Below are 22,959 nucleotides of genomic sequence, written 5' to 3' on the forward strand. Positions count from 1 at the left end.
CTATAAAATCCTTGAGTCTATGGAATCATTTTATATATTTCTCCAAATTGAGCACTACTGCTCAAAAAAGGAAGAATTTTGTCTGTTCTTTGCTTTTTCAGCACTTTTTTATTCCTAAAATTATGAAAAAATTAGATGAATATACAAGAATACTGACGATTTTCTGTTAATTTAGCTATTTCGATGAGGGACTCATTCCTACTTTCTCTTCGTTTACTTATAAGGTTTTTTTATTATTTTAAGAAAATTGTTCTTATAAGCGTTTTTTATTTTATTAATTATTATTTAGAACATAGTTTAATTAAATATTAAATATCACATTTAATTAAATGAAATTTTTAAAAATTACGAATAATAAAAGTAGTTCGTGCAGATACTAACGTCAACGCTCGCAAAAAGGGAGGTATGATTATGATAGATTTAAATTTCATCCTACTCATCCTTGATCTTCTTTCATCTCTTGTCACGATTGGCATCTACTTTACAACTAAGTAAGTGCTTAACCTTCTCTTTACTCTTCTAGCGTATGTACTTAAGCTATCACAAAAAAGAAGCAAGCCAATTTTTACTGGCTTGCTTCAACTATATAATAAAGTAGTTAGAGTGGAAGGGATTTATCCGCGTCTTCCGCCTCTGCCACCTCGTTTTGATTCAGTGCTGCGTTTTAGTGTAGATAAATTATCTTCACTATCTTTTAAGAAACGCGCCATTTTTTGTTCGAAGTTTTCCTTTGGTTGGAAGTTGCTTTTAGAACGATTATCATTATTTCTTGCCTGACGTGGCGGGCGTTGTGAATAAGAAGATGAGGGTCTTTCCGGTTTATCTATCGCTTTTTTAATCGATAATCCAATTTTTCCGTCTTTCTCATTAACGACTTTCACTTCAATTTCTTGACCAACTTTAAGATGGTCATTAATGTCTTTTACATAGCTGTCAGCTACCTCACTAATATGTACAAGCCCAGTTTGACCTCCAGGTAATTCTACAAATGCTCCAAAATTAGTAATACCTGTTACTTTACCTTGTACCTTGCTACCTACTTCAACTGCCATAAAAAATGTTCCTCCTCAATAATATTAAAAGCACTTCATTATACCAAAGTGCGTAAGAATAACAAAGTGTGTATGAGAAAACAATTTGTTAAATTACACTTTTTCCGCCACTTTTTTGTTTTATGAAAGAAATCAGTCAAAATAATGCCCATATTAGATATACCTAATATGGGCATTTCTCTCATTTCCACCATTCATCAAACATGCTAGCCGGTAACTGACGCTTATGTTCAGTAATACGATAGCGCTGTTCAATTTTTTCAACGGCTTCTTGTGATACTTCTTTTCCTTCCAAATAATCGTCTAGTTCATCATAAGAAATTCCTAGTTCCGTTTCATCAGATTGACCAGGACTATTATCTAATAAGTCAGCGGTTGGTACTTTTTCGTACAATCGTTTATCTGCACCTAATTCTTTTAGCAATGCTTTTCCTTGACGTTTTGTTAATCCCGTTAGAGGCAGCACGTCTGCTCCGCCATCTCCGTATTTTGTAAAAAAGCCTGTTACTGCTTCTGCTGCATGATCGGTTCCGATAACTAAAAGGCCGTTTTCTCCTCCGATTGCATACTGTACAATCATACGCGTACGTGCTTTGACATTTCCTTTATGAAAATCAGACAGTGCTATATCTGTAGAACCTGTAAACGAACTTTCAAATGCTTCCACCGTGTTTTTAATATTAAATGTATATGTTTCATTAGGTTTAATAAATTCTAGTGACGCCTTCGCATCCGCTTCATCATGCTGCGTGCCATGAGGCAAGCGAACGGCTACAAATTTTGCTTCATATTCTTCTTTTCGCAATTCGTCTACAGCAATCTGCGCTAATCGTCCAGCTAAACTAGAGTCCTGCCCTCCGCTTATACCTAATACAAAGCCTTTTGCATTTGCTGACTTTAGGTAGTTTTTCAAAAAATCAACGCGGGCACGAATTTCTTGTGCTGGATCAATTTCAGATTTCACATGTAGCTCTTTTCTTATTTTTTCTTGCATGTCTGACATAATACATGCTCTCCTTCCATTATATGTAGATTTCTTACTGATACAAACCATGTTCTTTACTATAAAAATAACAGAGATCAGGCATTAAATATCGTGGTTCTCCGCCCCTGGCAAATTCTTGACGAATATAAGTAGAGCTGATTTCCATTGCAAGCCCCTTATCAAGAAGCTGAAACCGGCCGTCGTCATAATTTCGAAGCAAAGGAGAATGACTAATAGCTTTCAACATGTCTATTCCCTCTCTTGCCATGATGATAAACTGGTTTTCACTAATAAGTTCATCTGCTTTCTTCCACTTGCCCTCACCAATATCTTGCAGTAAGTCGGCTCCCATAATAAAAAATAAGTCAGCGTGTGGGAGCAATTTTTTAAAGTGCTCCATAGTGTAGTATGTGTAATGATAGCCGGGCAATACGTCTAGCTCATACGTATCGAGCAAAAATTTCGGGTTGTCTTTAATCGCTAAGCTAACCATATTTACACGGTGTTCATCGGACGTTTGGAGCTTTTTATCTGTCCGTTTGTGCGATGAAGGCAAGAAGATAATAGCATCTAACTTCTTTCGATGCGCAACCGTTGATGCCGTCCAAAGATGAACGTTGGTAACCGGATCAAAAGATGAACCATAAATCCCAATTTTCGCTCCTTTTTCTAAAAGCGTATCTATTTTCTTATCAGGGTTTAGCTGTTGAAAATAAGCAAGCGTATCTGACATGTCTCCAGCTCCCTACTATTTTTTATTTAGGGCTTCCGCTACTTTTTGTTTTACGTACGCAATTTGACGCGTTTTATTTTCCCAACACTTTTCGCTTAAATCTACTGGATATTCTTCTGGATTGCGCGTGCGCTTATATTCATCCCAAAGCAGCTCTAAATTATCTTTTACGTACTGCTGAATTTCCTGAAGTTCTTCTGTTTCATACACAAGCTTTCCGTTTACAAAGATATCATGATGAAGTTCTTTTGCCTCAAAATTTGTGACGAATTTACTGATAAACGTATGAACAGGATGGAACATTTTTAAACGCTCTTCGCTTTGAGGGTCTTCGTCTTCCATCGTAATATAATCCCCTTCAGATTTCCCATTCAAATTATTAATAATACGATATACGCGCTTTAACCCTGGTGTACTGACTTTTTCAGGATTCGCACTAATTTTAATCGTATCCATCATCTCGCCATTTTCTCCTTCAATAGAGACGAGTTTATACACTGCTCCAAGCGCCGGCTGATCATATGCAGTAATGAGCTTCGTACCAATTCCCCACATGTCTATCTGTGCACCTTGCGACTTTAAATGCATAATCGTATCTTCATCTAAATCGTTGGAAGCAACAATTTTTGTCTCTGTAAACCCTGCTTCATCCAACATTTGACGAGCTTTTTTAGACAAATAAGTTAAATCGCCGCTGTCTAAACGAATCGCCGTAAAATTAATTTTGTCTCCTAATTCTTTTGCTACTTTAATCGCATTGGGAACTCCTGATTTTAACGTATCGTACGTATCAACTAGAAACACACAGTTTTTATGGCGACGAGCGTATTTATGAAATGCAATATATTCGTCTTTATAAGCTTGCACCATTGCGTGGGCATGCGTTCCTGCAACTGGAATTCCAAATTTCTTTCCTGCACGCACGTTAGAAGTAGCACCAAATCCGCCAATATAGGCTGCTCTTGTTCCCCAAATAGCAGCATCCATTTCTTGAGCGCGTCGCGTTCCAAACTCCATTGCCACTTGGTCTCCTACTACATGTTTGATTCGGGCTGCTTTTGTTGCAATCAGCGTTTGGTAATTCACAATATTTAAAATCGCTGTTTCTACAAGCTGAGCTTCAATTAACGGTGCTTCTACACGTAAAATTGGTTCATTATGAAACACAAGCTCACCTTCACGCATACATCGAATTGTCCCAGTAAATGTAAGGTCTTTTAAGTAAGCTAAATAATCTTCTTTAAAACCTAATTCTTCGTGCAAGTACGTTAAATCAGATTCGCTAAATTTAAATGCTTTAATATATTCAATAATTCTTTCTAATCCAGCAAAAACAGCATACCCATTTCCAAAAGGAAGTTTGCGGAAAAAAACTTCAAAAACAGCCTTCTTTTGATGAATGTTATCTTCCCAATACGTTTCTCCCATATTAATTTGATATAGATCGGTGTGTAGCATTACGCTGTCATCTGTAAACATATTCATTGATTTCCTCCACTTTTATGTCCTTAAATAATTTCTGCTCTGAGGCAAGATTTAAAGTGTTCGAGCGCCCACTCATGGCCTTTTTGATTAAAGCTCGCTACGGCTTTTTCATAAATATAAATAGCAAATCCTTTATTATAAGCATCTACTGCTGTATGAAGTACACAGATATCCGTACATACACCTGCTAAGTAGACATCGGTAATCTGTCTTTCTCGCAGTTTAATCTCCAGATCTGTTCCAGCAAATGCGCTGTATCTCGTTTTATTTATCCATTCTACATTTGCCTTTGATTGATACACATTATATAAATCATTTAACTTTCCGTATAGCTTCCTTCCTGCAGAACCTTCAATATTATGAGGCGGAAACAGCGCTGATTCTGGATGCAAGGAATCATTTTCTTTATGAAAATCAATGGCAAACACGACATACTCGCCTTGCTCAATAAATTGACGCGTGATATCGCTTATGGATGTTTCAATGTGTCGCCCTGGTTCTCCGCATGTCAAAGCCCCGTTTTCAGCTACAAAATCATTGGTATAATCAATGTTAATCAGTGCTTTTTTCATTATGTTTCCCCCTCATAAATAAAAATTAACAGTTAACATATTGTTAATTATTTGAATTGAAAGTTTTTTCTTTTAATAGCGTGCTGTATAGATTGGCTTCATCACATTCATCTCAACAAACCGGTAGAGCTTTGTTGGCTTTTTAGACGTTCTCGTCGTTGTTTTTCCGTCTACTTCTTCAATGAATGGCAGCATTCTTATTTTTCGTGCAAACGCCTGATCACTTTTAATTGCCGCATCATCCGTTACGGTAAGCAGCACAGCCTGCAGTTCAGAGTATGTAAACTGAGAAGGCAGAAACTTCTGAGCAATAGTCGTTTGCAATAAATCTTTCTTAATTTCCTTGATTGCATCTCGAATGATGATTTCATGATCAAAAGCTAAAGGCAATGAAAAGATTTCATCTATTTTAAATAATTCAACTCGAGCAGCATCATCATTCGCTTTTCGTTTTATTAGACTATCTTCTGGGACAATTGCATAATGTGCGTTTGTGATGACCCATCCCCTATCGTCTCTTCCGGGCTCATCATAGACACCATAGTGTTTTAAATGGATATCGTTCACGCCCGTTTCTTCTTCGAGCTCTCTTTTAGCCGCTTCAAAAGCTGATTCATCAGGATGGACAAATCCGCCGGGAAGCGCCCACTTTCCTGCTTCGCTGTTCTTTTCTCCCTCCGCGTTTAGCATTGCTCGCTGGATAAGCATTAATTTTAAATTCATTTTAGGTGGTTTGTATGGTTCTTTTTCTTCCGTCACAATCGTAAATACAGCAATATCTGACGTATAGCCATAGGGTTTAGGGTATTCTTTTTTCATTTGATTCGTCATTGCTTTTTTGTTCGACATTCAGCATTTCTCCTGATCACTCTTTTTACAATTAACAATATGATTAATGTTAATTATATTTGTTTTATGGAAAATGTCAATACTTTTCCCACTAATTATAAAGAGAAGGTAATTTATGTTGTAAATAACGTTATGTTTCGTATTTTTTAGAGTTTATATGCATAAAAAGCCGAGTGAAGAAGTTCTCATTCCCCCTCTTCCCTCAGCTTTTTTCCCTTTTAATTAACGTGCTGCTAAACCAATCATCATTTTACCGTCTTTAAAATATTCAATGACATAGTCAACAGACGGACAGTAAATAAACGCTTCTTCTGTAAGATCAGCTGTTTGTTGGAAAAACGTTAGAGCCTGAGCTAAATCGACGCTTAAGGCTTTAGTTGCTCGTTTCCAAAATAAAACAACCTGATGTTCTTTTATATTCATCTCTTGAAGCCATTTTTTGATTTCTTCAATATGCCGGGCGGACTTTTTAATTAATACTTTTCTCCAATTAATTTGCATGATTGTTAAAAAAGGAAAGGTGTTTGAAAGTTTTTCGAAGTAAATGCTTGTCTGCTTTTTCGTTAGCAAATCTGCACTGTTACCCAATGTTTGAATATAATGTTCTACTTTTGTCATAATCATCCTCCAGTCGAAATTGGAGTTTGCTAGAATTTTCAGAGACGTTCTCTACTCTTCTTGCTAAAAATCCTGCAGCTTTCCAACCGTGCTTTTTCTCAACAATGTTTAAATTTCACCTTTTTATACAAATTATTCAAAATAATTTGTATATTTTAGTTTACCATAAAACTTAATCTTTGACTTTGTTTATGTAAAACCTTATTTGTGTTTCGACCAAAGAACGAATTCCATAGAAGAAAAGCTATAAAAAAGTTGACATTAACATTTATAAAAGTTAATATACTTACTAAAAGTAACTTAATTGCATATAACAAACAAGGTGAAGAAAATGAACTATCAAACAGATGTGTGTATAATAGGAGCCGGACCAGGCGGTGCTCTACTAGCCTATCTACTGGCTAAACAAAATATATCAACTATACTGATAGAGAGATCTGATAAGCTTGGAAAAGAATTTCGAGGCGAACATTTAAATGAAGATGGAGAAATGATTCTTAAAAAACATCATATATTTGAAGAAATTGAAAGCTTAGGCCTCCTTCGAATGTCTAGGGTCGAATACTGGAAAGATGGACATGTATTCAAAACGATAGAATCTGAACTTGGACATGCAGGAATTCATGTTCCACAGCAGCATCTTCTTCAGTCTATAGATAGCCGAGCAAGCAGCCATCCCTCCTACAAACTTATGCTGGGCACAAAAGTAACGGAGCTAACGCAAAATGAAAAAGGACAATATACTGGAATAAAAGCTCAGCAAAAAGGCCGGGGTGAAATAATAGTTGAAAGTAAAATCATTATTGGAGCAGATGGTCGATATTCAACTGTTCGCAAACTTGCGCACATAAAAAACAATATTCATAATCATGGATACGATTTGCTTTGGGCGAAAATTCCTGCACCTGCCAACTGGGAACCTTCTATTAAATTTGCACTTGTGAAGCAGCAGCAGGTAGCGCTTTTTTCTCAAGTAAAAGGCTTTGTTCAAATCGGATGGAATATTGAAAAAGGCAGCTATCCTGCTCTTCGAAAACAATCGTTTAAACCGTTTATTCAGCGTTTAATAGAGGCTTTCCCTAGCTTAAACCTTTCAATTGAAAGGTTTATTAAGTCGTGGTCAGACTTTACGCTTCTTTCTGTGCAAAGCAGCATAAGCGAAGTGTGGTCAAAACATCACCTGCTCTTGTTAGGTGATGCTGCTCATACGATGACTCCTACTGGCGCTTTTGGATTAAACGAGTCATTAAAAGATGCTGACTTACTGTCTGACTTACTGCATCAAGTTTTTTATCAAAACAAAGAGATTTCAGAAACATTGAGACAGTTTGAACAGAAAAGAAAGCCGAGATTAATAACTCTTGAACGTATTCAGTTTCAGCGAGAAAAAGAATTCCCGTCTCATTTTATTTCTTCTTAAGTCAACAAAAAAGAGATTCCATAGATAAATGGAATCTCTTTTTTGCAATCATGATTTTTTAGCAGTTGTGCTATGTAAGTTATCTTTTATGTATATTCCGCGAAGTTAATCTTGCTTTGCCCGCTGCCATTTTTGAAATTCAAGAAATTGTTTAAACTGCTCTTTGCTTATTCCTGACTCCGCTGCTTCTTTTGCTAACTCAAGCCACTCATTATCAATATCCAACGATTCAGATTTATCCATAGGCTCATGAATCAATCTATCAATACTCACGTTCAATGAGGTAGAAATTTTGTTTAGAAATTGAATAGATGGGTTGAGCTGAATTCCTCTTTCTACTGAAGATATGTACGATTTAGCAACACCCGCTCGGTTTGCAAGTTCTGTTAGCGATATTCCCTGTTTCATTCTAAGATCTCGAATACGTTGACCAATTGTCATTATAATCACCCTTACTAATGCTTACTTATCGATAATAATACCATAATTTCACTTTATCGTGCATTATAAATAAACGTTCTTACTGTAAAGGGATAATTATACATCTAGTGGACATAGCTTGAGACCCGCTATAAAGGTTAGCTATCCGTAACGAATTCTTTATTTCCTTACTGATGTATCGGCTAAGAACTTGAACTAATACTTTGTAAAAATTGTCTAATTTCCTCAATGCTTATACCTGTTTCTTTTGCTTCCATTATGAGCATAACCCATTCTAAGTCTAACGCATTTTCGTCTTTAAAATTCATAATTCGCTTCCTTTCTTCTTTTTCGGGAATTGAGAACGTTTTCTTTTTTCTGTTTTTGGGCATTCTCCCTTATTTTTCACTATGGTTTTACAGTATAATGGATATTACTAGAACATTAGACATTTTATATTTGCTAAAAAGAACCATTTTTTTGAAATTTTTGTCTATTCCTATCATAATGATTTTACCGTTACACAAACGCTACAGTTAGACACTAGGAGGATTGCTTTTATGCCTTTTCTGCATACGGCGACAGAAAAAATTTACTATAAAATTCATTCGCCCGTGTTCACTGACAAGACAGAAACCGTTGTTATGGTTCATTCTTGTGTCACTGATCATACGCTTTTTGATTCTATTACTGCGGAATTAACCCAACATTACCGTGTTATTCATTACGATTTGAGAGAGACAGGAAATAGCGCCTCTGCTACAGGGGAAATATCTTTTGAGGCTCATATCGAAGATCTTTTCCACTTATTACATACGTTGCATATAAAGAAGTGTTACTTAGTTGGAGTGGGATTTGGAGGACAAATCGCTGTTAAATTTACCGCCCGCTATGAATTTCTTATTGAAGGACTGATACTACTGTCTCTTCCTTTTTATTCAGATAGCACCATTCAAAAGATTAAGAGATGTTACAACGAAGAAAGCAAAAATCAAATACCGGTAAATAAAATCCTTGAATTAGGCAAACTGGAAAGGCTGGAATATACAAACATACAAGAGGTTATTGAAAGACTTAAACAAATGGATCCCAATGTATATTTCCGCTTCGTTAAACTTTCTATTACAGCCAGTCTATTTCAAGAGCTAAGCAGCATTTCACTTCCTGTACTCACTTTATCTGGCCAACATGATTTGCTGTTTTCATCTCAGTATCTGATTTCAAAAACGATGTTTTTAAAAAACTACAGTCATATGACCATACCTAACGCACATTCTCTATTTCTAGTAAAAGAAAAAACAGCTTTATTCAGAGAAATTGTCATAGATTTTATTAAAAGTAATACAGGCCAGCTGCCTTCTTTAAAGAATGATTCTATGAAAATACTTAAAAACTGGGAAAGTGATACGGCTATAGACATACAAAAAGATTTTCATGCCCATACACCCTCCCTTAAAGTAGATTTCTTATACTCTTTTTCCGTCTATGTAAATGGTCAGCTTATTACAGAAGGCTGGAATAAGCGCTTTGCTCAAGAAATTTTACTATATCTTATTTTTCATCATTCTATCAGCAGAGAACAGCTATGCGAAGCACTGTGGCCTGACATACCTTTAAGCAATGCTAAAAAGAATTTACGCGTCTACTTGTCTCATTTAAAAAAGTTATTGAACGCAGAAAATTCAGAGCCGGTTTTACTTGTTAACAGGCAGCTCATTTCTTTAAATGCCGATGTGTCAAGCGATGGATTAGATTTACTAACTGACCTTCAGTGGATAACCGAACAGTCTGACCCGTCGCTGAAATTCAAGGAAGCTGAACAGCGCCTACATCAATTAGTTCCTCATTATTTAACAACGATTTATGACGACTGGTTCCTTGATATCCGAGTGAAAATAGAGATTATTCTTCTTGATCTATTAATCTGGATGAAAGAATGGCTTTGTGAGAATGGAAAAGTTTCGAAAGCCGTATTTTTACTCGTTAAATTTATTGATTTAGTAGAAGAAAAAGAATTCATTTATGATGAAATTATCGATTGCTATATCAAGCTCGATAATAATGAAAAATCAGAGTACTGGCTGAATCAAAAAATGCAGTATTTAGTTGAATAAATCAGTCTCATTTATACCATCACCGTGCAGAACTGTATACGCTTCTAACCTGTTACCGCAGAAAGGGATTGGATATAGTGCTTTTTGAGTGATATAGTTTTTCACTCTCTATATTTTCGTAGATTTTTAGAGGCTTAAAGGAAGCTTTTTTTATGTATTTACCATTTTCCATACATTATGAAATATAATAGGAGAAATAGTAATAGCTTTTGTATATAGAAAGCATTAAAAGAAAATGAGGTTGGGTTATGAGAGAAACAATTGTTGCAGCTTTAAAGAAAATTGAAGAAGATTACGACGTAAAGGTATTATACGCTTGTGAATCTGGAAGTAGAGCATGGGACTTTCCATCTAAAGATAGCGATTATGATGTTAGATTTATTTATATTCATAAGAAAAATAAATATTTAAGCATTGACCCAATCGGTGTAGGTAAAAAGCGAGATGTAATAGAGCTACCTATTAATGACCTATTAGATGTTAGCGGCTGGGACTTAACCAAGACATTAAAACTTTTTAGAAAATCAAACCCACCTTTACTAGAATGGATGCAATCAAACATTGTATATTACAAGGCGTATTCAACATTTGATAAAATGAAAAAACTACATTCTAACATCTTTACTCCTACTTCTTGTATATACCACTATTTAAATATGGCTAGAAATAACTTTAGAGAGTATTTACAAGGTGACGAAGTAAAAATCAAAAAATATTTTTACGTTTTAAGACCCGTGTTAGCTGCTAAGTGGGTTGAACAATATAATGAATTTCCTCCACTAGAATTCCCTATTCTCTTAGAGAAACTGTTACCAGAAGGAGAATTAAAAGAAGAGGTTAGTAAGCTGTTAAAGCGTAAAATTAGTGGTGATGAGCTAGATTTAGAACCACGCATCAATGTTATTAATGAATTTTTAAACATAGAAATTGACCGTTTAGACAAATACGTCAGAACTTTATCTGTAGAATTAGATGACCCTACATATGAATTAGATCAATTGTTTAGAGATACTTTAGACGAAGTTTGGAACTAAGTATAAAACAAAAAGGCTTATCCCTAATGCAAGTAGCAGCGGATAAACCTTTTATTTATAATTTCTATTAAAGCGGTATATTATTATTCGTGTTTTTTGTTTCATTCAAATAGCTCTCCACATATATTTGTTCTGCATCTGTAGCATTTTTAATTCCATCCTCCGGACTAAATTCAATGTTTCTCCTTATTGCTACACGATCTGCAATGTAACCCATTGCTAACAAAAACACTATACATCCGCCTGCCCATAGCAACATTGTCATTTTAATATCCCCTCTTTCTTCTTTAGTTCACCTAGCGTCGCGTAATACAGCATATATCCTCCGCAGGATAAAAGCCCTCCAACAAGTAAAATGGCAAGTTTTTTAATAACTATCCCCTCCACATTCTTTTAAACAAAACAGAACTAACAGATGATTCGACTTTATGTTAAACGTTTTTCCGCAAAAAGGAATTTAAATTAACATTCCCTATACTTACTATACGTTATAGCACTAATAAAAGTTTCAGAAAATTACATCAATAATTCCCAAGTTGATTTTCAACAAAACTTATTATAATTTTTTATGTTTCATCCTAAATAATTTCAAAACCGCTGCCAATCTATCTATAAAGCATTCGAGGCTTTACGCCGCTTCAATCAGATCTACTATTATTGCCAGGTGCATTAATTATGATGCCGATTGTGACTGAATGCATCAACCAATTACCTCAACATTTAATTTCTCACGGTACAGCTTTAAATAATACAATTCGTCAAGTTGCAGGTTCAATTGGTACTGCTATACTTGTTACAATTATGACGCAACAAACTACGGAACACCTCGCTAAAGCAATAACAACTTCGACTATAGATATGGTAGTAACGATGTATTCTTATTTGCGACGCTATTGACTCTAATTGCGTTATTACCCTCTCTCTTCTTACGTACACCAAAGATCAATAGAGATAAATAATAAAAAGCCGTTTCTTTGGTTAAGAAACGGCTTTTTTATTTTAATAAACAATTATATTTAAAGCATATATTTTACATTTGGATATCATATTTAGATTCAAATGCAGACACTTTTTCTTTAGCATCTAAAAATTGTGTTTCAGCAGCTTTTGTGTTTTCTTCTAAAGTTGATTTATCCTTACCACTTTCTTTTTGTAGAACTTCTAGCATTTCAACTTGTTTATTTAATGACGAAGTTACGCTAGTGACTGCGGAATTCAATTGATTATATTCTTCAGTACTAAAGCTAGCTTTATATTTCTCCAACTCTTCCTTAATAAGCTTTATTCTTTTCATAGGCATTCCTTGTATAGACTTAATAGCCTCAGTTGCGTCTGCATCAATTTTTTCATAATCGTAGCTATCTGCATTAAAATCTTTGTCTAACTCAATAGTGTTCACCGCATTAAAGTGCTGAGTAATATCCGCTTTAGTTAACACAATATGCATATGAGTACCAATTGCAGCCTCGTACACATCTACTGCCGAACCATAACGCTTCTGAGCTTTTATTGCTTGATCATTACTTAAATGGTCTATCTCAGTTTTTAAGTCTTTTACATGTTTGTCTAGTTCACCATCATCGCCCTGAAGAATATTCTTGCTTTCAATTGACTTTGCTAGTATGTTAAAGTCTGCTTCAAAAACAAGATAATCATCAGATTCCATATATCCTTTTTCTTTTGTATATTCTTCATACTCACTCTCTAATTTAGAGAGTTTTTGTTCGAGTTTTTTCTGCTCTTTCCCCATTTGTTTCTGCTCTTGCTTAGCAGATCCTTGTTTTTGTTCTTCTTTCGTTGACCCACAAGCTACTAAACTAATAGATAGCAAAGATGCTACAAGTCCTAGACCGATTTTTCTTAAATTCTTCATTTTTTCTCCTTTTTTTGGTATGTAGTTTTTTCACCAAACAATGATAGCATATATTATGTACTCCAAAAGAACGATTTTAGAAAAATTATCAAGTTTTCTATAGATAAACTATTAAAAGCAACAGTAGTTTATCTGTTAGTAGCAGCTTTAAAAAATCTCTTATCCTCAGTTTTACGAACAATTGCTTAATTATTAGACCTTTTATCTGACGCGCAACGAAACTAAGTAAAAACCGTTTCACTGTTTAGAAAACGGTTAGTTACTTTAATATATAATTCTATACTTAGAGTTAATTCGATATTTCAACCCCCTATTGCTGATTCAAAATAGTAAATTCACAATTTTTTTAGCGCGTTAACTTGTTTTTCTAAAATAGAAATTAACTGTTTTTCTCACAAAAATAGTACTATTTTCAAAAGGAATCTTTTATTTCTCCTGAGAATAGTACTACACTATATTAGATAACCTTTATTTTTGTTTTAATTGTATAATATGTATCTGCTATGAGTCCTACTGCAAGTCCGCTAATCATCCCGTACGGTAATACACCTGGTACATTTTGATAAAAAGTGCCGATTAACATTGCAGCTAGGATGCCGAAAAGTACGCCTATCACAATATGCGAACCAAACTTCACCTGTTTTGCGGTATACATTCTTCCTCCTCCTCACTTTTTTTCCATTATATCACAACAGAATCGTTTATTTAATGATAACTGAGCGAGGAATGCGAATGTAATAAAACTGTAACCTTATATAACTATTTTAGTACTACTCTTTTGGCGAATAAAATGTCATATGAGGCTTTTCTTCTTGGTAATACGCTAAACGGTCTTGGAGCGTACCAGTATGAAATTCAAATTTATGACCGTCAGGATCCGTAAAATAAATAGATTTTTTGTCTCTCTCGTCACGATTTCTTCCAGGTAAGATATTTACATTATGCTGTTTTAACAGCTCTTTTGCTTGGTCAAAACTTTCAATGGAAATAGAAAATGCTAAATGAGTATACGAATACTGAATTTCTGATCTAGGAATATCTTTTTCTTCGTTTAACGCGAGCCACATTCCATTTAGACTAAAGTAAGCGGTGGACTTTCCTTTTACTAAAAGTTCCGCCCCTAACACTTTTTGATAAAATATGATGGACCGTTCTAAATTTGACACAGAAAAGCATATATGATTAATTCCTTGAATCATCTTTACCCCTCGCTTTCTATTATATAACTTTTCTTTTAGCGCCTATTTTACTGAAAAAACATACTTTTTGCCATGTAAAGAGCTACTCCCCAAATCATACATGCAGAAGCCTTATTGACCCAAATCATTATTTTCCCATTTGAATCCATTTCCCCTACTGCTTTTCCTGCAAAAGCTAAGGATAAAAACCATATCCACGAAACGGATATCGTAACGAGCGTAAAAATCCATTTTTCTTTTCCGCTGTACAGTAGAGAATTTGTTCCGATTACACCCATAATATCCATCAGCGCGTGAGGATTTAGCAGAGATACAGAAGCAGCAAATAAAATTTGTGCTTTCACCGTCATCCCTTCCTTTACTGACGTTTTTGAAGGTTCGCTCTTCCACGTCACAAAGCCCATATACGCTAAAAAAAGAAAACCTATCCCAAAAATAAGCGCTTGAAAAAATGAAAAAGTAGCGGCTACTGCTGAAACTCCCAGCACTGCTACTAGAATTAAAATCGTATCACAAACAGAAGCCGTTACCACTACAGGAAGCGCCTGTTTGATGGTTCGTTGATTTGCTCCTTGGTTAAAAACAAACACATTTTGTACTCCTAAAGGTAAAATCAAACCGAATGCTAACAATAAAGCATGCATAACCACTGTAAACATGTTGTTCTCTCCTTTCTCTTTCATCTTACAATTGACGTACCCTGTTGTCTCCATCCAAGTTTTGATTTATAATACCAACCAAATTACAAAAAGGTGGTCTCACATGAATTGGATTCCAGATCCGGCTGATAAAAAGCCAATGCACAAACAAATTCAAGAGTATATGAAAGAGAAAATTACAAATGGAGAGTGGCCTATTGGAACGAAAATTCCTTCGCAGCGCCATTTAGCTGCTAGCTTTTCTGTAAATAGAAGCACGGTGGTGACGGCAACCGAAAACTTAATTGCTGAAGGACTTCTCAGTGGAAACAAAGGTGGTGGCACCAAGGTCATCAATAATACGTGGAGCTTACTCGCATCAGCTTCTCAGATGAACTGGAATTCGTATGTAGAAGCAGGAATCTACCAACCAAATTCTCCGACTATCCGCCGTATTAATGAAGCTGAATTTCAACCAGGTATTATTCGTTTAGGTACTGGAGAGTTAGCACCTGACCTGCTTCCTTCCCATCATCTTGCGGAACTATTTAGCGGAACTAACCATAGAAGCGTACACTTGGGCTACGAGCACCCAAGAGGAAATGATGAGCTCCGACAAGAGTTAGTGAAGCATGTAAAAAAACGCGGCATTGAAACGTCTCCTTCATCTATTTTAATTGTATCCGGTTCACTTCAAGCCCTTCAGTTAATTTCAATCGGCCTGCTGCCTCCAGGTGCCAATATATTAGCTGAAAAGCCTTCTTATCTGTATTCTCTACCATTGTTTCAGTCCGCAAAAATGAAACTAATGGGCATTTCGTTAGACAAAGAAGGAATTCATTTATCTTCATTAAAAGACCAGCACGAAAAAGAAAAAGGCACAGCTTTATATACAATACCGAACTTTCATAACCCTACCAATGTAACGATGAGTGAACAAAGGCGCCAAGAGCTGCTTCGCCAGTGTGAAAGAATGCATTTGCCGATTATTGAAGATGATGCTTACGGAGAGCTTTGGTTCCATTCACCGCCTCCGCTTTCATTAAAAGCTCGAGATAAAAATGGAGTGGTTCTTTATTTAGGAACGTTCTCTAAAACATTTAGTCCGGGATTTCGAATTGGATGGATTGTAGGGCCTGAACATGTAATTGAGCGATTGGCCGACCTTAAAATGCAAGTTGACTACGGAGCCAGTTCCTTATCTCAATGGGCCGCTGCTGAAGCTCTAAAAACCGGAATTTATGACAAGCACGTTGCCAGCGTACGCTATAAATTAAAAGAAAAATCTCAGCAAACGCAGGCTATTTTAGAGAAGTATTTAAAAAGTCTTGCTGCGTGGAATACTCCGAGCGGAGGTTTTTATTTTTGGCTGACGCTGCATAAGCCTGTTTCGATGCGGAAATTATTTAAGCACTGTCTCGACGAAGGAGTTCTTTTAAATCCAGGCGCATTGTATGACCATGAAACGTCACAGCATATCAGAATATCCTTTTCTTATGCGACGCTTGCAGAATTTGAATACGGCATTAAAATAGTCGCAAAAAGCCTTAAGAATCTTTACAAGTGATTCTTAAGGCTTTCTTGTGTTAGGCGGCAGCTTTATCGAAAAAGTGAGCTTATTGTGCTGACGCTCTGCTCGTATTTCTCCTTGATGCAGCTGAATAATTTGTTTTGCAATAGCCAGCCCTAAACCTGAACCATTTACGTTCGTTCTTGATTCATCACCTCGATAAAATCGATCAAATAACTTTTCCACCTCAAGTTTTTCACTGATGTTAATGCTGTTACTAAAGGAAATTACCAACGAATCCTCATCAATTTCCTGATTCACCTCTAATACGGAAGGCTTTTCGCTGTACTTCTTGGCATTTTCGAGCAAGTTTTGAAAGACTCTTACCATTTTTTCTACATCAATAAATGCATGCCATTCACAAGCAAAGTTAGTCTGAATTTCAATGCCTTCTCTTGTTAAAATTGGCTCGTACTCTCCTATTACCTGTTGAAGCAAACGTTTCATGTCAATTTCATTTCTCTGAAGCTGAAAATCCGGACTCGTTAATTTTGTATAGTCAAACAACTCATCTATTAAATCCGTTAAATAATTTGCTTTTGAATCCACAATATATAAGTAGTTATCTAATGTTTGATCATCCATACTTTCTCTTTTTTTGATTAAATCGAGGTACCCCACAATGGAAGTTAAAGGCGTACGCAAATCGTGAGACACACTTGATATTAGCTCATTTTTCAATTGCTCCAGCTCTCGTTCACGATCAAACTTTGTACGAAGCTGCGCAGACATCTTGTTAATGTTTTGACTTAATTCAGCCAGCTCATCTTTTCCTCGTACATGGATGGTTGCGCCTAAATCTCCATTTGAGATTTTTTGAACTTGTTTAGAGATTTCTTTCAGATAACGAATATGGGAACGAATAAGTGTTAAAAAAACAAAAACAAAGACCACAACGGCGATAAAGAAAAGTCCAAACGCTAATACATTATATGCAGGGACATTCATTTTCTCTTCTTGTATATACCTGCTCAAAACAAGCCTAGCAATTAAAATAAAAATTAAATTGGTAGCCAAAAAACTTATAATGATAGCAAAAAGAAGCTTTACACTTATTCTTCTCATATCCTGTATCCTACGCCCCATATGGTTTTAATATAAATGGGCTTTTTCGGATTATCCTCAATTTTTTCACGAATTTTTGTGATATGGACCATTACAGTATTATCCGATTTAAACGCGTCTTCTTGCCACACGGCTTCATATATTTTCCCCATGCTCATCACTGTTCCTTTGTTGCGTGCCAGCAGCTCTAAAATATCAAACTCTTTTGGCGTTAAACGAATCTCTTGGCCGCGCACAAATACAAGGCGGGTGCTGCGGTTAATTTCCAAATCGCCAATTTGAATAACGTCACGCTCAGCGCGTTCATTGTATTTTTTATAGCGTCTAATTTGTGATTTGACTCGTGCGATGAGTTCGAGTGGGTTAAATGGTTTTGTTAAGTAATCATCTGCGCCTGCTGTTAGACCAGAAATTTTGTCCATATCTTCTGATTTCGCCGAAAGCATAATAATGGGCATGTTTTTTTCTTCACGTATTTTAAAAGCTGCGTCGATTCCATTCATCTGCGGCATCATGATATCTAATATAATTAAATCTACTTCTTGTTCCTCTAAAAGCGCTAATCCAGATACAGCATTAGAAACTTTCAGCGTTTCAAATCCTTCATTTTCTAAGTAAATAGCAATTAAATTACGAATTTGCTCATCGTCATCTATAATTAAAATTCTGTCTTTCATTTACAAACTCCTTATACCTCATTCTTTTCGCATGAAAAAATGTATGCGGGAGGCACGTTTCTCCACTCTTTTTCAACTTTAATGTGGGGGAAAAACGTGCGGATCAACTCTTTTTTTAAATTCGTATACTGAAACGTAATAAATTTCCCTTCATCAGCTAATACGCTTCGCGTGTTTTGCAAAATACAATCTGACACCTCAGCTGCTAAAGAAGCAAAAGGAAGACCTGATAGTACGTAATCTACTTTTGAAATATCATACTGTATCAAGTACTTTTGAACATGTTCAGCCGAGCCGTGTATCACATACACATTTTTTTCATCTCTTACTTGTTCCTTTACTTTTTCGTAAAAATGCCGATTGTATTCGATAAGAAGCAAAGTTGTACAAGCGCTTCGTCTTCTTATTAATTCACGGGTAAAAGCTCCGGTTCCTGGCCCGTACTCTACTATACAGGCTGCATGTTCAAAATCAATCCCTTTCACCATTTTTTTCGCTAAGTGCGTAGAGCTTGGCAAAAGCGCTCCTACCGTTCGCGGCTGGTGAAAATATTGATACATAAAAGCTAAATTCATTTTCTATTCCTTCTTTCTACTCTTTCTTTCTAGAATAGAAAAAAAATCTAAAGAAACGTTAAGTAAATTTCTTAAGAATTCTTAAGAAAACAAAAAGGAGGATGGGACATAACGGAATTAACACAATCTAAAGACGAGCAAATTGGATTAATAAACTCATATGGATTGCTCTTGACACCGCTGTTGATTTCCGTGCAAGACTTCGCTTTCCGCGGGCGGCCGATGAGCCTCCTCGTCGCTTACGCGCCTGTGGGGTCTCATCTGTTCCGCTTTTCCCGCAGGAGTCTTCACCTTGCCCTCCAATCAACAGCTAGAAGCGGTGAAACCAACGTCTATAATAACAGTAAAAAATCCGAATGGTCAGTCAATAATACCGATTGATCATTCGAATTTATTCTTAACTAAAATATTTTTGTCCAGCCTCGATTACTCGTTTAAAAGATAATTTATCGTAAATAACATCCGCTATTTAAATCAAAGGTAGCTCCTGTATAATGTTTTGCTTGAGGACTCAGTAAAAAAAGAACGGTATCTGCCACGTCTTGAGGCGTAACAAAGCTTGGAATCAGCTGATGATCGATGTATTCATTTTTGCGCCACTCTGGAATATTTTTCATCATATCGGTATTTACCATTGTAGGTGCTACGGCATTCACACGGATATAAGGAGAAAAATTCATTGCACAGCTTTTGGTTAATCCTAATATCGCTGCTTTAGACATTCCATATATAGCATCGGAGCTTCCTTCCATTCCTGATACGGACGATATATTAATAATTGCTCCTTCTGTTTCCTTTTCCATTAATAATTCACCAAAGTATTTGGAGAAATAAATATATCCTTTAATATTAGTGTCCATCACAAAATCTATTTCCTTTTCTTCATAATCCAATAAATTTTTCCCTAAATACACGCCCGCATTATTAACTAATCCATATAAATTTTTATCTTTTATTTGATAAAAAAGATTTTTTACGGCCTTCCCTTCTTTAACATCTACTACATACGTTTCAATATGGCCCTTTGTATCTTCAGCTAGCTGTTTCAAAGCTCCTTCATTACTATCACAAGCAATAACTGAATAGCACTTCGACACACATTCTTTTACAATTTCTTTTCCAATTCCAGCACCTGCACCCGTGACGATTACCCATTTTTCTTTCATCTCGACACCTCTTATCTACTTTCTGTTACACATACTTGTTATGTAAATATTCAAACATTTATTATACCATTATTTTCTATATAGACGTCCATTTCTTGCGCTCTTTTTTAGCTTACCTGACAAAGCGCGTATAGTTTTTTATGGGAGTGATAACGATAAGACAGTACATTATTTCAAACAAGAAAGAGATGATAAGACGTGGCAAAAGTACTTTATATTACAGCTCATCCTCACGATGAGTCTCAATCATTCAGTATGGCAACTGGAAAAGCATTTATCGATGCTTACAAAGAGCACAATTCAAGTGACGAAGTTGTACATATTGACCTTTATAAAGAAAATATCCCTCATATTGATGCAGATGTATTTAGCGGCTGGGGCAAACTTCAGTCTGGCTCGGAACTCTCTTCTCATGAACAGGAAAAGGTCAATCGCCTTGCAGAATTGAGCGAACAGTTTGTAACAGCGGACAAATATGTTTTTGTAACTCCTATGTGGAACTTTTCGTTTCCACCGGTTATGAAAGCTTATTTAGACTCTGTAGCCGTAGCAGGTAAGTCATTTAAATACACGGCCGAAGGTCCGGTTGGACTGTTAACGGATAAAAAAGCGCTTCATATTCAAGCACGCGGAGGCATTTATTCTGAAGGTCCTGCAGCTGATATGGAAATGGGGCATCGCTATATTGGAATTATGATGAATTTCTTCGGAGTCCCTTCGTTAGACGGCATTTTTGTGGAAGGGCATAATGCAATGCCAGATAAAGCCCAAGAAATTAAAGAAAAAGGAATAGCTGAAGCAAAAAAACTTGCCCAAACTTTTTAATATAAAGAGGCTGTAACAAAAATATTTTGATTGAAGGAAGATCCGAACGAGGACTTGAGACTCTTAATGGAGCATCAACTTTGTTCGGATTTTTCTGTTGGTAAAGTGAACGTAGCTTTCATGCATGGTGGCTGCTTCCAGCAGTTAATTGGAGGGCAAGGCGAAGACTCCTGCGGGAAAAGCGGAACAGATGAGACCCCACAGGCGCGTAAGCGACGAGGAGGCTCATCGTCCGCCCGCGGAAAGCGAAGCCTTGCACGGAAATTAACTGCGATGTAACAAGCCATTCATACTGGATCATTTATCCCGTTTGTTCGTCTTTCGATGGAAGTGATTTCGTTATGTCTAAGTCTCTTTTCTACGCAAAAAAGCTTTCTCTTTCCCTTTCGATCCACCTGTCCATTTCTCGATCACTTTTTTCTACAAGTCTGTTAACGAGGATATCATGCCAAATATAGTTTTCAAGTAAATTAATGTTAACTCCGTTATTGGTATAGTAAGCCATTTCTTTATGACCATAAATCATTTCACTGCTGTCAACAGATATAATAAACCAGTTTTGATTCCCAATATTTTCGGTATAGCTTGTATGGCGGTGCCGGTCAAATTCCTCCATCGCTTCATCTTGTTCAAACACAATTCCTTTTAGTGTGACACTCTCCCTTAGCTGTAATAAAAGAGGCTTCAACTCATTATAAATATCAGGCCAAAGCGAGATGACAATTTTATTTTTTGCTTTTAACAATAGCGACTCACAAAAAGCAAGAATGGCTGTTTCTCCTCTCATCGTCATAACCCGGCTTTCTTCTATAGACTCTGCAGCTTCAAGACGTTTAAGCGTTTCGCTAACGTCTTCATACGTTTCGTTCCATTTTTTCTGCAGCGAATGCAAAAAAGCATCGACGGGCAGCGACGTGTACTGGGTGCCATCATTACTCTCTTCTTTTAACACCATGCCTTTTTCCTCTAGTGTTTGTAAAATATCGTATACACGCGCTCTTGGCACACCTGAATGTTTACTAATGCTATAAGCAGTGGAAGATCCTTTTTTGACAAGCGTCACGTATACTTTTGATTCATACTGATTAAATCCAAGCGACTGCAGCTGCTGAATAATATTTTCCATAAAGGAAACCTCCCTGTTTTTTAAGTTATTTGAAATTTTCATCATTTACATATTTACAACTGCTTTTTATATAGTTACTATTTAAGTAGTCACTATATATATATTATGACATGAGGAAGGTGCTTTATGGAAGAATTAAGTTTACAGATTGTTCTTTTGCTTTTACTCTTTGGTTTTTTAGCTGCATTCATTGACTCCGTAGTGGGCGGAGGCGGTTTAATTTCTACACCCGCTCTTTTATTTTTAGGCCTGCCGCCCGCTGCTGCCTTAGCTACAAATAAATTAGCTGGAACGATGGGCGTATTAACGAGTACCATTCGATTTGTCAAATCCGGAAAAGTCGATTTTCGCGTTGTGGGTAAATGGTTTCCTTTTGTATTTATTGGCTCTTTGGGAGGTTCAATCACCGTTCATTTTCTATCCTCTGCTTTTTTGAAACCTGTTATTTTGATTCTCCTTGTTTTAGTTGCTATTTATACAATCTTCAAAAAAAACTGGGGCACCACGTCCACGTATAAGCCGCTGTCTATTAAGAAACTTATTTTCTTTACTGCACTTATTTTTATCATTGGCTTTTACGATGGATTTTTAGGAGCAGGCACAGGTTCATTTATTTTATTTGCTTTTTTATTTATGGGATTTGATTTCCTGCAGTCAGCAGGCAGCGCAAAATTTTTAAATTTCGGCAGTAATTTAGGTGCTTTGCTTGTATTTTTGTATTTTGATTCTGTTGTATTTTCTTACGGATTAATTATGGGGTTTGCGATGATCGTGGGTTCTTTCGTTGGATCAAACGTCGCTTTATCAAAAGGCGTGACGTACGTCCGAACGCTTTTTATTCTTGTCACTTTAAGCCTTATTAGCAAAAACATATTCGACTATGTAAATCAGTACAAATAGATCAATGGTTTCTTTAGAACTATAACAATGAACCTATATATCTATTAGATTAATAAAACCACC

27 protein-coding genes and 1 pseudogene are annotated in these 22,959 nt (G+C 36.1%); 8 read left to right on the plus strand and 20 right to left on the minus strand.

The window, feature by feature from the left end; genetic code table 11:
* Positions 1 to 614: 614 nt before the first annotated feature.
* From ACRPLQ_RS11750 to ACRPLQ_RS11780, 7 genes are all read right to left on the minus strand, one after another.
* Positions 615 to 1,052: a S1 domain-containing RNA-binding protein gene (locus ACRPLQ_RS11750; RefSeq protein WP_013056909.1), complete on the minus strand. Its 438-nt coding sequence runs from the start codon at positions 1,050 to 1,052 to the stop codon at positions 615 to 617.
* Positions 1,053 to 1,233: 181 nt separating this feature from the next.
* Positions 1,234 to 2,055 (minus strand): ammonia-dependent NAD(+) synthetase, encoded by an 822-nt coding sequence (gene nadE, locus ACRPLQ_RS11755; RefSeq protein ID WP_028413471.1) that lies wholly within the window; start codon positions 2,053 to 2,055, stop codon positions 1,234 to 1,236.
* Positions 2,056 to 2,089: 34 nt separating this feature from the next.
* Positions 2,090 to 2,770, minus strand: coding sequence for a nicotinate (nicotinamide) nucleotide adenylyltransferase (gene nadD, locus ACRPLQ_RS11760; protein WP_028413472.1), 681 nt, complete (start codon positions 2,768 to 2,770; stop codon positions 2,090 to 2,092).
* Between the two features lie 15 nt (positions 2,771 to 2,785).
* Positions 2,786 to 4,255 carry a nicotinate phosphoribosyltransferase gene (locus ACRPLQ_RS11765; RefSeq protein WP_028413473.1) on the minus strand — a complete coding sequence of 490 codons (1,470 nt, stop codon included), beginning with the start codon at positions 4,253 to 4,255 and terminating at the stop codon, positions 2,786 to 2,788.
* Positions 4,256 to 4,278: 23 nt separating this feature from the next.
* Entirely contained in the window at positions 4,279 to 4,827 is a 549-nt protein-coding gene (locus ACRPLQ_RS11770; protein WP_028413474.1) for a cysteine hydrolase family protein, read from the minus strand.
* 72 nt (positions 4,828 to 4,899) lie between these two features.
* Entirely contained in the window at positions 4,900 to 5,676 is a 777-nt protein-coding gene (locus ACRPLQ_RS11775; RefSeq protein WP_028413475.1) for an NUDIX domain-containing protein, read from the minus strand.
* A gap of 222 nt (positions 5,677 to 5,898) precedes the next feature.
* Positions 5,899 to 6,294 (minus strand): hypothetical protein, encoded by a 396-nt coding sequence (locus ACRPLQ_RS11780; RefSeq protein WP_432236004.1) that lies wholly within the window; start codon positions 6,292 to 6,294, stop codon positions 5,899 to 5,901.
* 331 nt (positions 6,295 to 6,625) lie between these two features.
* Between ACRPLQ_RS11780 and ACRPLQ_RS11785 the strand changes: the two genes are divergently transcribed.
* Positions 6,626 to 7,714: an FAD-dependent monooxygenase gene (locus tag ACRPLQ_RS11785; RefSeq protein ID WP_432236005.1), complete on the plus strand. Its 1,089-nt coding sequence runs from the start codon at positions 6,626 to 6,628 to the stop codon at positions 7,712 to 7,714.
* Between the two features lie 105 nt (positions 7,715 to 7,819).
* Here the strand turns inward: ACRPLQ_RS11785 and ACRPLQ_RS11790 are convergent, their stop codons facing one another.
* Both ACRPLQ_RS11790 and ACRPLQ_RS11795 read right to left on the minus strand, forming a co-directional pair.
* Complete coding sequence (locus ACRPLQ_RS11790) at positions 7,820 to 8,155, minus strand: helix-turn-helix domain-containing protein (protein ID WP_033578883.1); 336 nt, start codon at positions 8,153 to 8,155, stop codon at positions 7,820 to 7,822.
* A 182-nt stretch (positions 8,156 to 8,337) separates the two neighbouring features.
* A complete protein-coding gene (locus tag ACRPLQ_RS11795) occupies positions 8,338 to 8,463 on the minus strand; it encodes an anti-repressor SinI family protein (RefSeq protein ID WP_154991390.1) in 126 nt (41 codons plus the stop codon).
* A gap of 231 nt (positions 8,464 to 8,694) precedes the next feature.
* Here ACRPLQ_RS11795 and ACRPLQ_RS11800 point away from each other — a divergent pair, with 231 nt between their 5' ends.
* Positions 8,695 to 10,248, plus strand: a complete 1,554-nt coding sequence (locus ACRPLQ_RS11800) for an alpha/beta fold hydrolase (RefSeq protein ID WP_432236006.1) — start codon at positions 8,695 to 8,697, stop codon at positions 10,246 to 10,248.
* 248 nt (positions 10,249 to 10,496) lie between these two features.
* Positions 10,497 to 11,282: a nucleotidyltransferase domain-containing protein gene (locus tag ACRPLQ_RS11805; protein WP_028413480.1), complete on the plus strand. Its 786-nt coding sequence runs from the start codon at positions 10,497 to 10,499 to the stop codon at positions 11,280 to 11,282.
* A gap of 67 nt (positions 11,283 to 11,349) precedes the next feature.
* On the opposite strand, the gene ACRPLQ_RS11810 is transcribed toward ACRPLQ_RS11805, so the two are convergent.
* The gene (locus ACRPLQ_RS11810; protein WP_080754417.1) at positions 11,350 to 11,547 is read right to left on the minus strand and encodes a hypothetical protein; all 198 of its coding nucleotides are present in this window, start codon (positions 11,545 to 11,547) and stop codon (positions 11,350 to 11,352) included.
* Between the two features lie 332 nt (positions 11,548 to 11,879).
* Here ACRPLQ_RS11810 and ACRPLQ_RS11815 point away from each other — a divergent pair.
* A pseudogene (locus tag ACRPLQ_RS11815) lies at positions 11,880 to 12,113 on the plus strand (hypothetical protein); the annotation flags it as partial.
* Between the two features lie 199 nt (positions 12,114 to 12,312).
* Here ACRPLQ_RS11815 and ACRPLQ_RS11820 read toward each other — a convergent pair.
* The 4 genes from ACRPLQ_RS11820 to ACRPLQ_RS11835 all read right to left on the minus strand — a co-directional run bounded on the left by ACRPLQ_RS11820 (position 12,313) and on the right by ACRPLQ_RS11835 (position 15,013).
* The gene (locus tag ACRPLQ_RS11820; protein WP_028413482.1) at positions 12,313 to 13,155 is read right to left on the minus strand and encodes a hypothetical protein; all 843 of its coding nucleotides are present in this window, start codon (positions 13,153 to 13,155) and stop codon (positions 12,313 to 12,315) included.
* Between the two features lie 457 nt (positions 13,156 to 13,612).
* Entirely contained in the window at positions 13,613 to 13,810 is a 198-nt protein-coding gene (locus tag ACRPLQ_RS11825) for a hypothetical protein (RefSeq protein ID WP_016763981.1), read from the minus strand.
* A gap of 115 nt (positions 13,811 to 13,925) precedes the next feature.
* A complete protein-coding gene (gene fosB, locus ACRPLQ_RS11830) occupies positions 13,926 to 14,354 on the minus strand; it encodes a FosB/FosD family fosfomycin resistance bacillithiol transferase (protein WP_033578879.1) in 429 nt (142 codons plus the stop codon).
* Between the two features lie 47 nt (positions 14,355 to 14,401).
* The gene (locus ACRPLQ_RS11835; protein ID WP_432236007.1) at positions 14,402 to 15,013 is read right to left on the minus strand and encodes a LysE/ArgO family amino acid transporter; all 612 of its coding nucleotides are present in this window, start codon (positions 15,011 to 15,013) and stop codon (positions 14,402 to 14,404) included.
* Positions 15,014 to 15,116: 103 nt separating this feature from the next.
* On the opposite strand from ACRPLQ_RS11835, the gene ACRPLQ_RS11840 reads away from it, so the two are divergent.
* Complete coding sequence (locus ACRPLQ_RS11840; protein WP_432236008.1) at positions 15,117 to 16,559, plus strand: PLP-dependent aminotransferase family protein; 1,443 nt, start codon at positions 15,117 to 15,119, stop codon at positions 16,557 to 16,559.
* A gap of 3 nt (positions 16,560 to 16,562) precedes the next feature.
* On the opposite strand, the gene ACRPLQ_RS11845 is transcribed toward ACRPLQ_RS11840, so the two are convergent.
* From ACRPLQ_RS11845 to ACRPLQ_RS11865, 5 genes are all read right to left on the minus strand, one after another.
* Positions 16,563 to 17,627 (minus strand): HAMP domain-containing sensor histidine kinase, encoded by a 1,065-nt coding sequence (locus ACRPLQ_RS11845; protein ID WP_034265791.1) that lies wholly within the window; start codon positions 17,625 to 17,627, stop codon positions 16,563 to 16,565.
* Positions 17,624 to 18,304 carry a response regulator transcription factor gene (locus tag ACRPLQ_RS11850; RefSeq protein WP_034265788.1) on the minus strand — a complete coding sequence of 227 codons (681 nt, stop codon included), beginning with the start codon at positions 18,302 to 18,304 and terminating at the stop codon, positions 17,624 to 17,626. Before ACRPLQ_RS11850 ends, ACRPLQ_RS11845 begins: the two co-directional genes overlap by 4 nt.
* An 11-nt stretch (positions 18,305 to 18,315) precedes the next feature.
* Positions 18,316 to 18,879: a class I SAM-dependent methyltransferase gene (locus ACRPLQ_RS11855; RefSeq protein WP_165635982.1), complete on the minus strand. Its 564-nt coding sequence runs from the start codon at positions 18,877 to 18,879 to the stop codon at positions 18,316 to 18,318.
* Positions 18,880 to 19,006: 127 nt separating this feature from the next.
* Positions 19,007 to 19,186 (minus strand): hypothetical protein, encoded by a 180-nt coding sequence (locus ACRPLQ_RS11860; protein ID WP_080963388.1) that lies wholly within the window; start codon positions 19,184 to 19,186, stop codon positions 19,007 to 19,009.
* Between the two features lie 139 nt (positions 19,187 to 19,325).
* The gene (locus ACRPLQ_RS11865) at positions 19,326 to 20,045 is read right to left on the minus strand and encodes an SDR family NAD(P)-dependent oxidoreductase (RefSeq protein WP_063248072.1); all 720 of its coding nucleotides are present in this window, start codon (positions 20,043 to 20,045) and stop codon (positions 19,326 to 19,328) included.
* Positions 20,046 to 20,243: 198 nt separating this feature from the next.
* On the opposite strand from ACRPLQ_RS11865, the gene ACRPLQ_RS11870 reads away from it, so the two are divergent.
* Entirely contained in the window at positions 20,244 to 20,870 is a 627-nt protein-coding gene (locus ACRPLQ_RS11870) for an FMN-dependent NADH-azoreductase (protein WP_013056890.1), read from the plus strand.
* Between the two features lie 66 nt (positions 20,871 to 20,936).
* Positions 20,937 to 21,149, plus strand: a complete 213-nt coding sequence (locus ACRPLQ_RS11875; RefSeq protein WP_047751053.1) for a hypothetical protein — start codon at positions 20,937 to 20,939, stop codon at positions 21,147 to 21,149.
* Between the two features lie 79 nt (positions 21,150 to 21,228).
* On the opposite strand, the gene ACRPLQ_RS11880 is transcribed toward ACRPLQ_RS11875, so the two are convergent.
* Positions 21,229 to 21,996, minus strand: a complete 768-nt coding sequence (locus tag ACRPLQ_RS11880) for a TrmB family transcriptional regulator (RefSeq protein WP_047751054.1) — start codon at positions 21,994 to 21,996, stop codon at positions 21,229 to 21,231.
* Between the two features lie 126 nt (positions 21,997 to 22,122).
* On the opposite strand from ACRPLQ_RS11880, the gene ACRPLQ_RS11885 reads away from it, so the two are divergent.
* Positions 22,123 to 22,896 (plus strand): sulfite exporter TauE/SafE family protein, encoded by a 774-nt coding sequence (locus tag ACRPLQ_RS11885; protein WP_013056888.1) that lies wholly within the window; start codon positions 22,123 to 22,125, stop codon positions 22,894 to 22,896.
* Positions 22,897 to 22,959 lie beyond the last annotated feature (63 nt).

Source organism: Priestia sp. TRN 1309 (genome assembly GCF_050846875.1).
Lineage (GTDB): Bacteria > Bacillota > Bacilli > Bacillales > Bacillaceae_H > Priestia > Priestia zanthoxyli.

What these genes read in the sequence shown, in the direction of transcription:
- ACRPLQ_RS11750 (WP_013056909.1), bottom strand. Translation starts at nt 1,052, where the DNA reads ATGGCAGTTGAAGTAGGTAGCAAGGTACAAGGTAAAGTAACAGGTATT.
- nadE (WP_028413471.1), bottom strand. Translation starts at nt 2,055, where the DNA reads ATGTCAGACATGCAAGAAAAAATAAGAAAAGAGCTACATGTGAAATCT.
- nadD (WP_028413472.1), bottom strand. Translation starts at nt 2,770, where the DNA reads ATGTCAGATACGCTTGCTTATTTTCAACAGCTAAACCCTGATAAGAAA.
- ACRPLQ_RS11765 (WP_028413473.1), bottom strand. Translation starts at nt 4,255, where the DNA reads ATGAATATGTTTACAGATGACAGCGTAATGCTACACACCGATCTATAT.
- ACRPLQ_RS11770 (WP_028413474.1), bottom strand. Translation starts at nt 4,827, where the DNA reads ATGAAAAAAGCACTGATTAACATTGATTATACCAATGATTTTGTAGCT.
- ACRPLQ_RS11775 (WP_028413475.1), bottom strand. Translation starts at nt 5,676, where the DNA reads ATGTCGAACAAAAAAGCAATGACGAATCAAATGAAAAAAGAATACCCT.
- ACRPLQ_RS11780 (WP_432236004.1), bottom strand. Translation starts at nt 6,294, where the DNA reads ATGACAAAAGTAGAACATTATATTCAAACATTGGGTAACAGTGCAGAT.
- ACRPLQ_RS11785 (WP_432236005.1), top strand. Translation starts at nt 6,626, where the DNA reads ATGAACTATCAAACAGATGTGTGTATAATAGGAGCCGGACCAGGCGGT.
- ACRPLQ_RS11790 (WP_033578883.1), bottom strand. Translation starts at nt 8,155, where the DNA reads ATGACAATTGGTCAACGTATTCGAGATCTTAGAATGAAACAGGGAATA.
- ACRPLQ_RS11795 (WP_154991390.1), bottom strand. Translation starts at nt 8,463, where the DNA reads ATGAATTTTAAAGACGAAAATGCGTTAGACTTAGAATGGGTTATGCTC.
- ACRPLQ_RS11800 (WP_432236006.1), top strand. Translation starts at nt 8,695, where the DNA reads ATGCCTTTTCTGCATACGGCGACAGAAAAAATTTACTATAAAATTCAT.
- ACRPLQ_RS11805 (WP_028413480.1), top strand. Translation starts at nt 10,497, where the DNA reads ATGAGAGAAACAATTGTTGCAGCTTTAAAGAAAATTGAAGAAGATTAC.
- ACRPLQ_RS11810 (WP_080754417.1), bottom strand. Translation starts at nt 11,547, where the DNA reads ATGACAATGTTGCTATGGGCAGGCGGATGTATAGTGTTTTTGTTAGCA.
- ACRPLQ_RS11820 (WP_028413482.1), bottom strand. Translation starts at nt 13,155, where the DNA reads ATGAAGAATTTAAGAAAAATCGGTCTAGGACTTGTAGCATCTTTGCTA.
- ACRPLQ_RS11825 (WP_016763981.1), bottom strand. Translation starts at nt 13,810, where the DNA reads ATGTATACCGCAAAACAGGTGAAGTTTGGTTCGCATATTGTGATAGGC.
- fosB (WP_033578879.1), bottom strand. Translation starts at nt 14,354, where the DNA reads ATGATTCAAGGAATTAATCATATATGCTTTTCTGTGTCAAATTTAGAA.
- ACRPLQ_RS11835 (WP_432236007.1), bottom strand. Translation starts at nt 15,013, where the DNA reads ATGTTTACAGTGGTTATGCATGCTTTATTGTTAGCATTCGGTTTGATT.
- ACRPLQ_RS11840 (WP_432236008.1), top strand. Translation starts at nt 15,117, where the DNA reads ATGAATTGGATTCCAGATCCGGCTGATAAAAAGCCAATGCACAAACAA.
- ACRPLQ_RS11845 (WP_034265791.1), bottom strand. Translation starts at nt 17,627, where the DNA reads ATGAGAAGAATAAGTGTAAAGCTTCTTTTTGCTATCATTATAAGTTTT.
- ACRPLQ_RS11850 (WP_034265788.1), bottom strand. Translation starts at nt 18,304, where the DNA reads ATGAAAGACAGAATTTTAATTATAGATGACGATGAGCAAATTCGTAAT.
- ACRPLQ_RS11855 (WP_165635982.1), bottom strand. Translation starts at nt 18,879, where the DNA reads ATGAATTTAGCTTTTATGTATCAATATTTTCACCAGCCGCGAACGGTA.
- ACRPLQ_RS11865 (WP_063248072.1), bottom strand. Translation starts at nt 20,045, where the DNA reads ATGAAAGAAAAATGGGTAATCGTCACGGGTGCAGGTGCTGGAATTGGA.
- ACRPLQ_RS11875 (WP_047751053.1), top strand. Translation starts at nt 20,937, where the DNA reads ATGGAGCATCAACTTTGTTCGGATTTTTCTGTTGGTAAAGTGAACGTA.
- ACRPLQ_RS11880 (WP_047751054.1), bottom strand. Translation starts at nt 21,996, where the DNA reads ATGGAAAATATTATTCAGCAGCTGCAGTCGCTTGGATTTAATCAGTAT.
- ACRPLQ_RS11885 (WP_013056888.1), top strand. Translation starts at nt 22,123, where the DNA reads ATGGAAGAATTAAGTTTACAGATTGTTCTTTTGCTTTTACTCTTTGGT.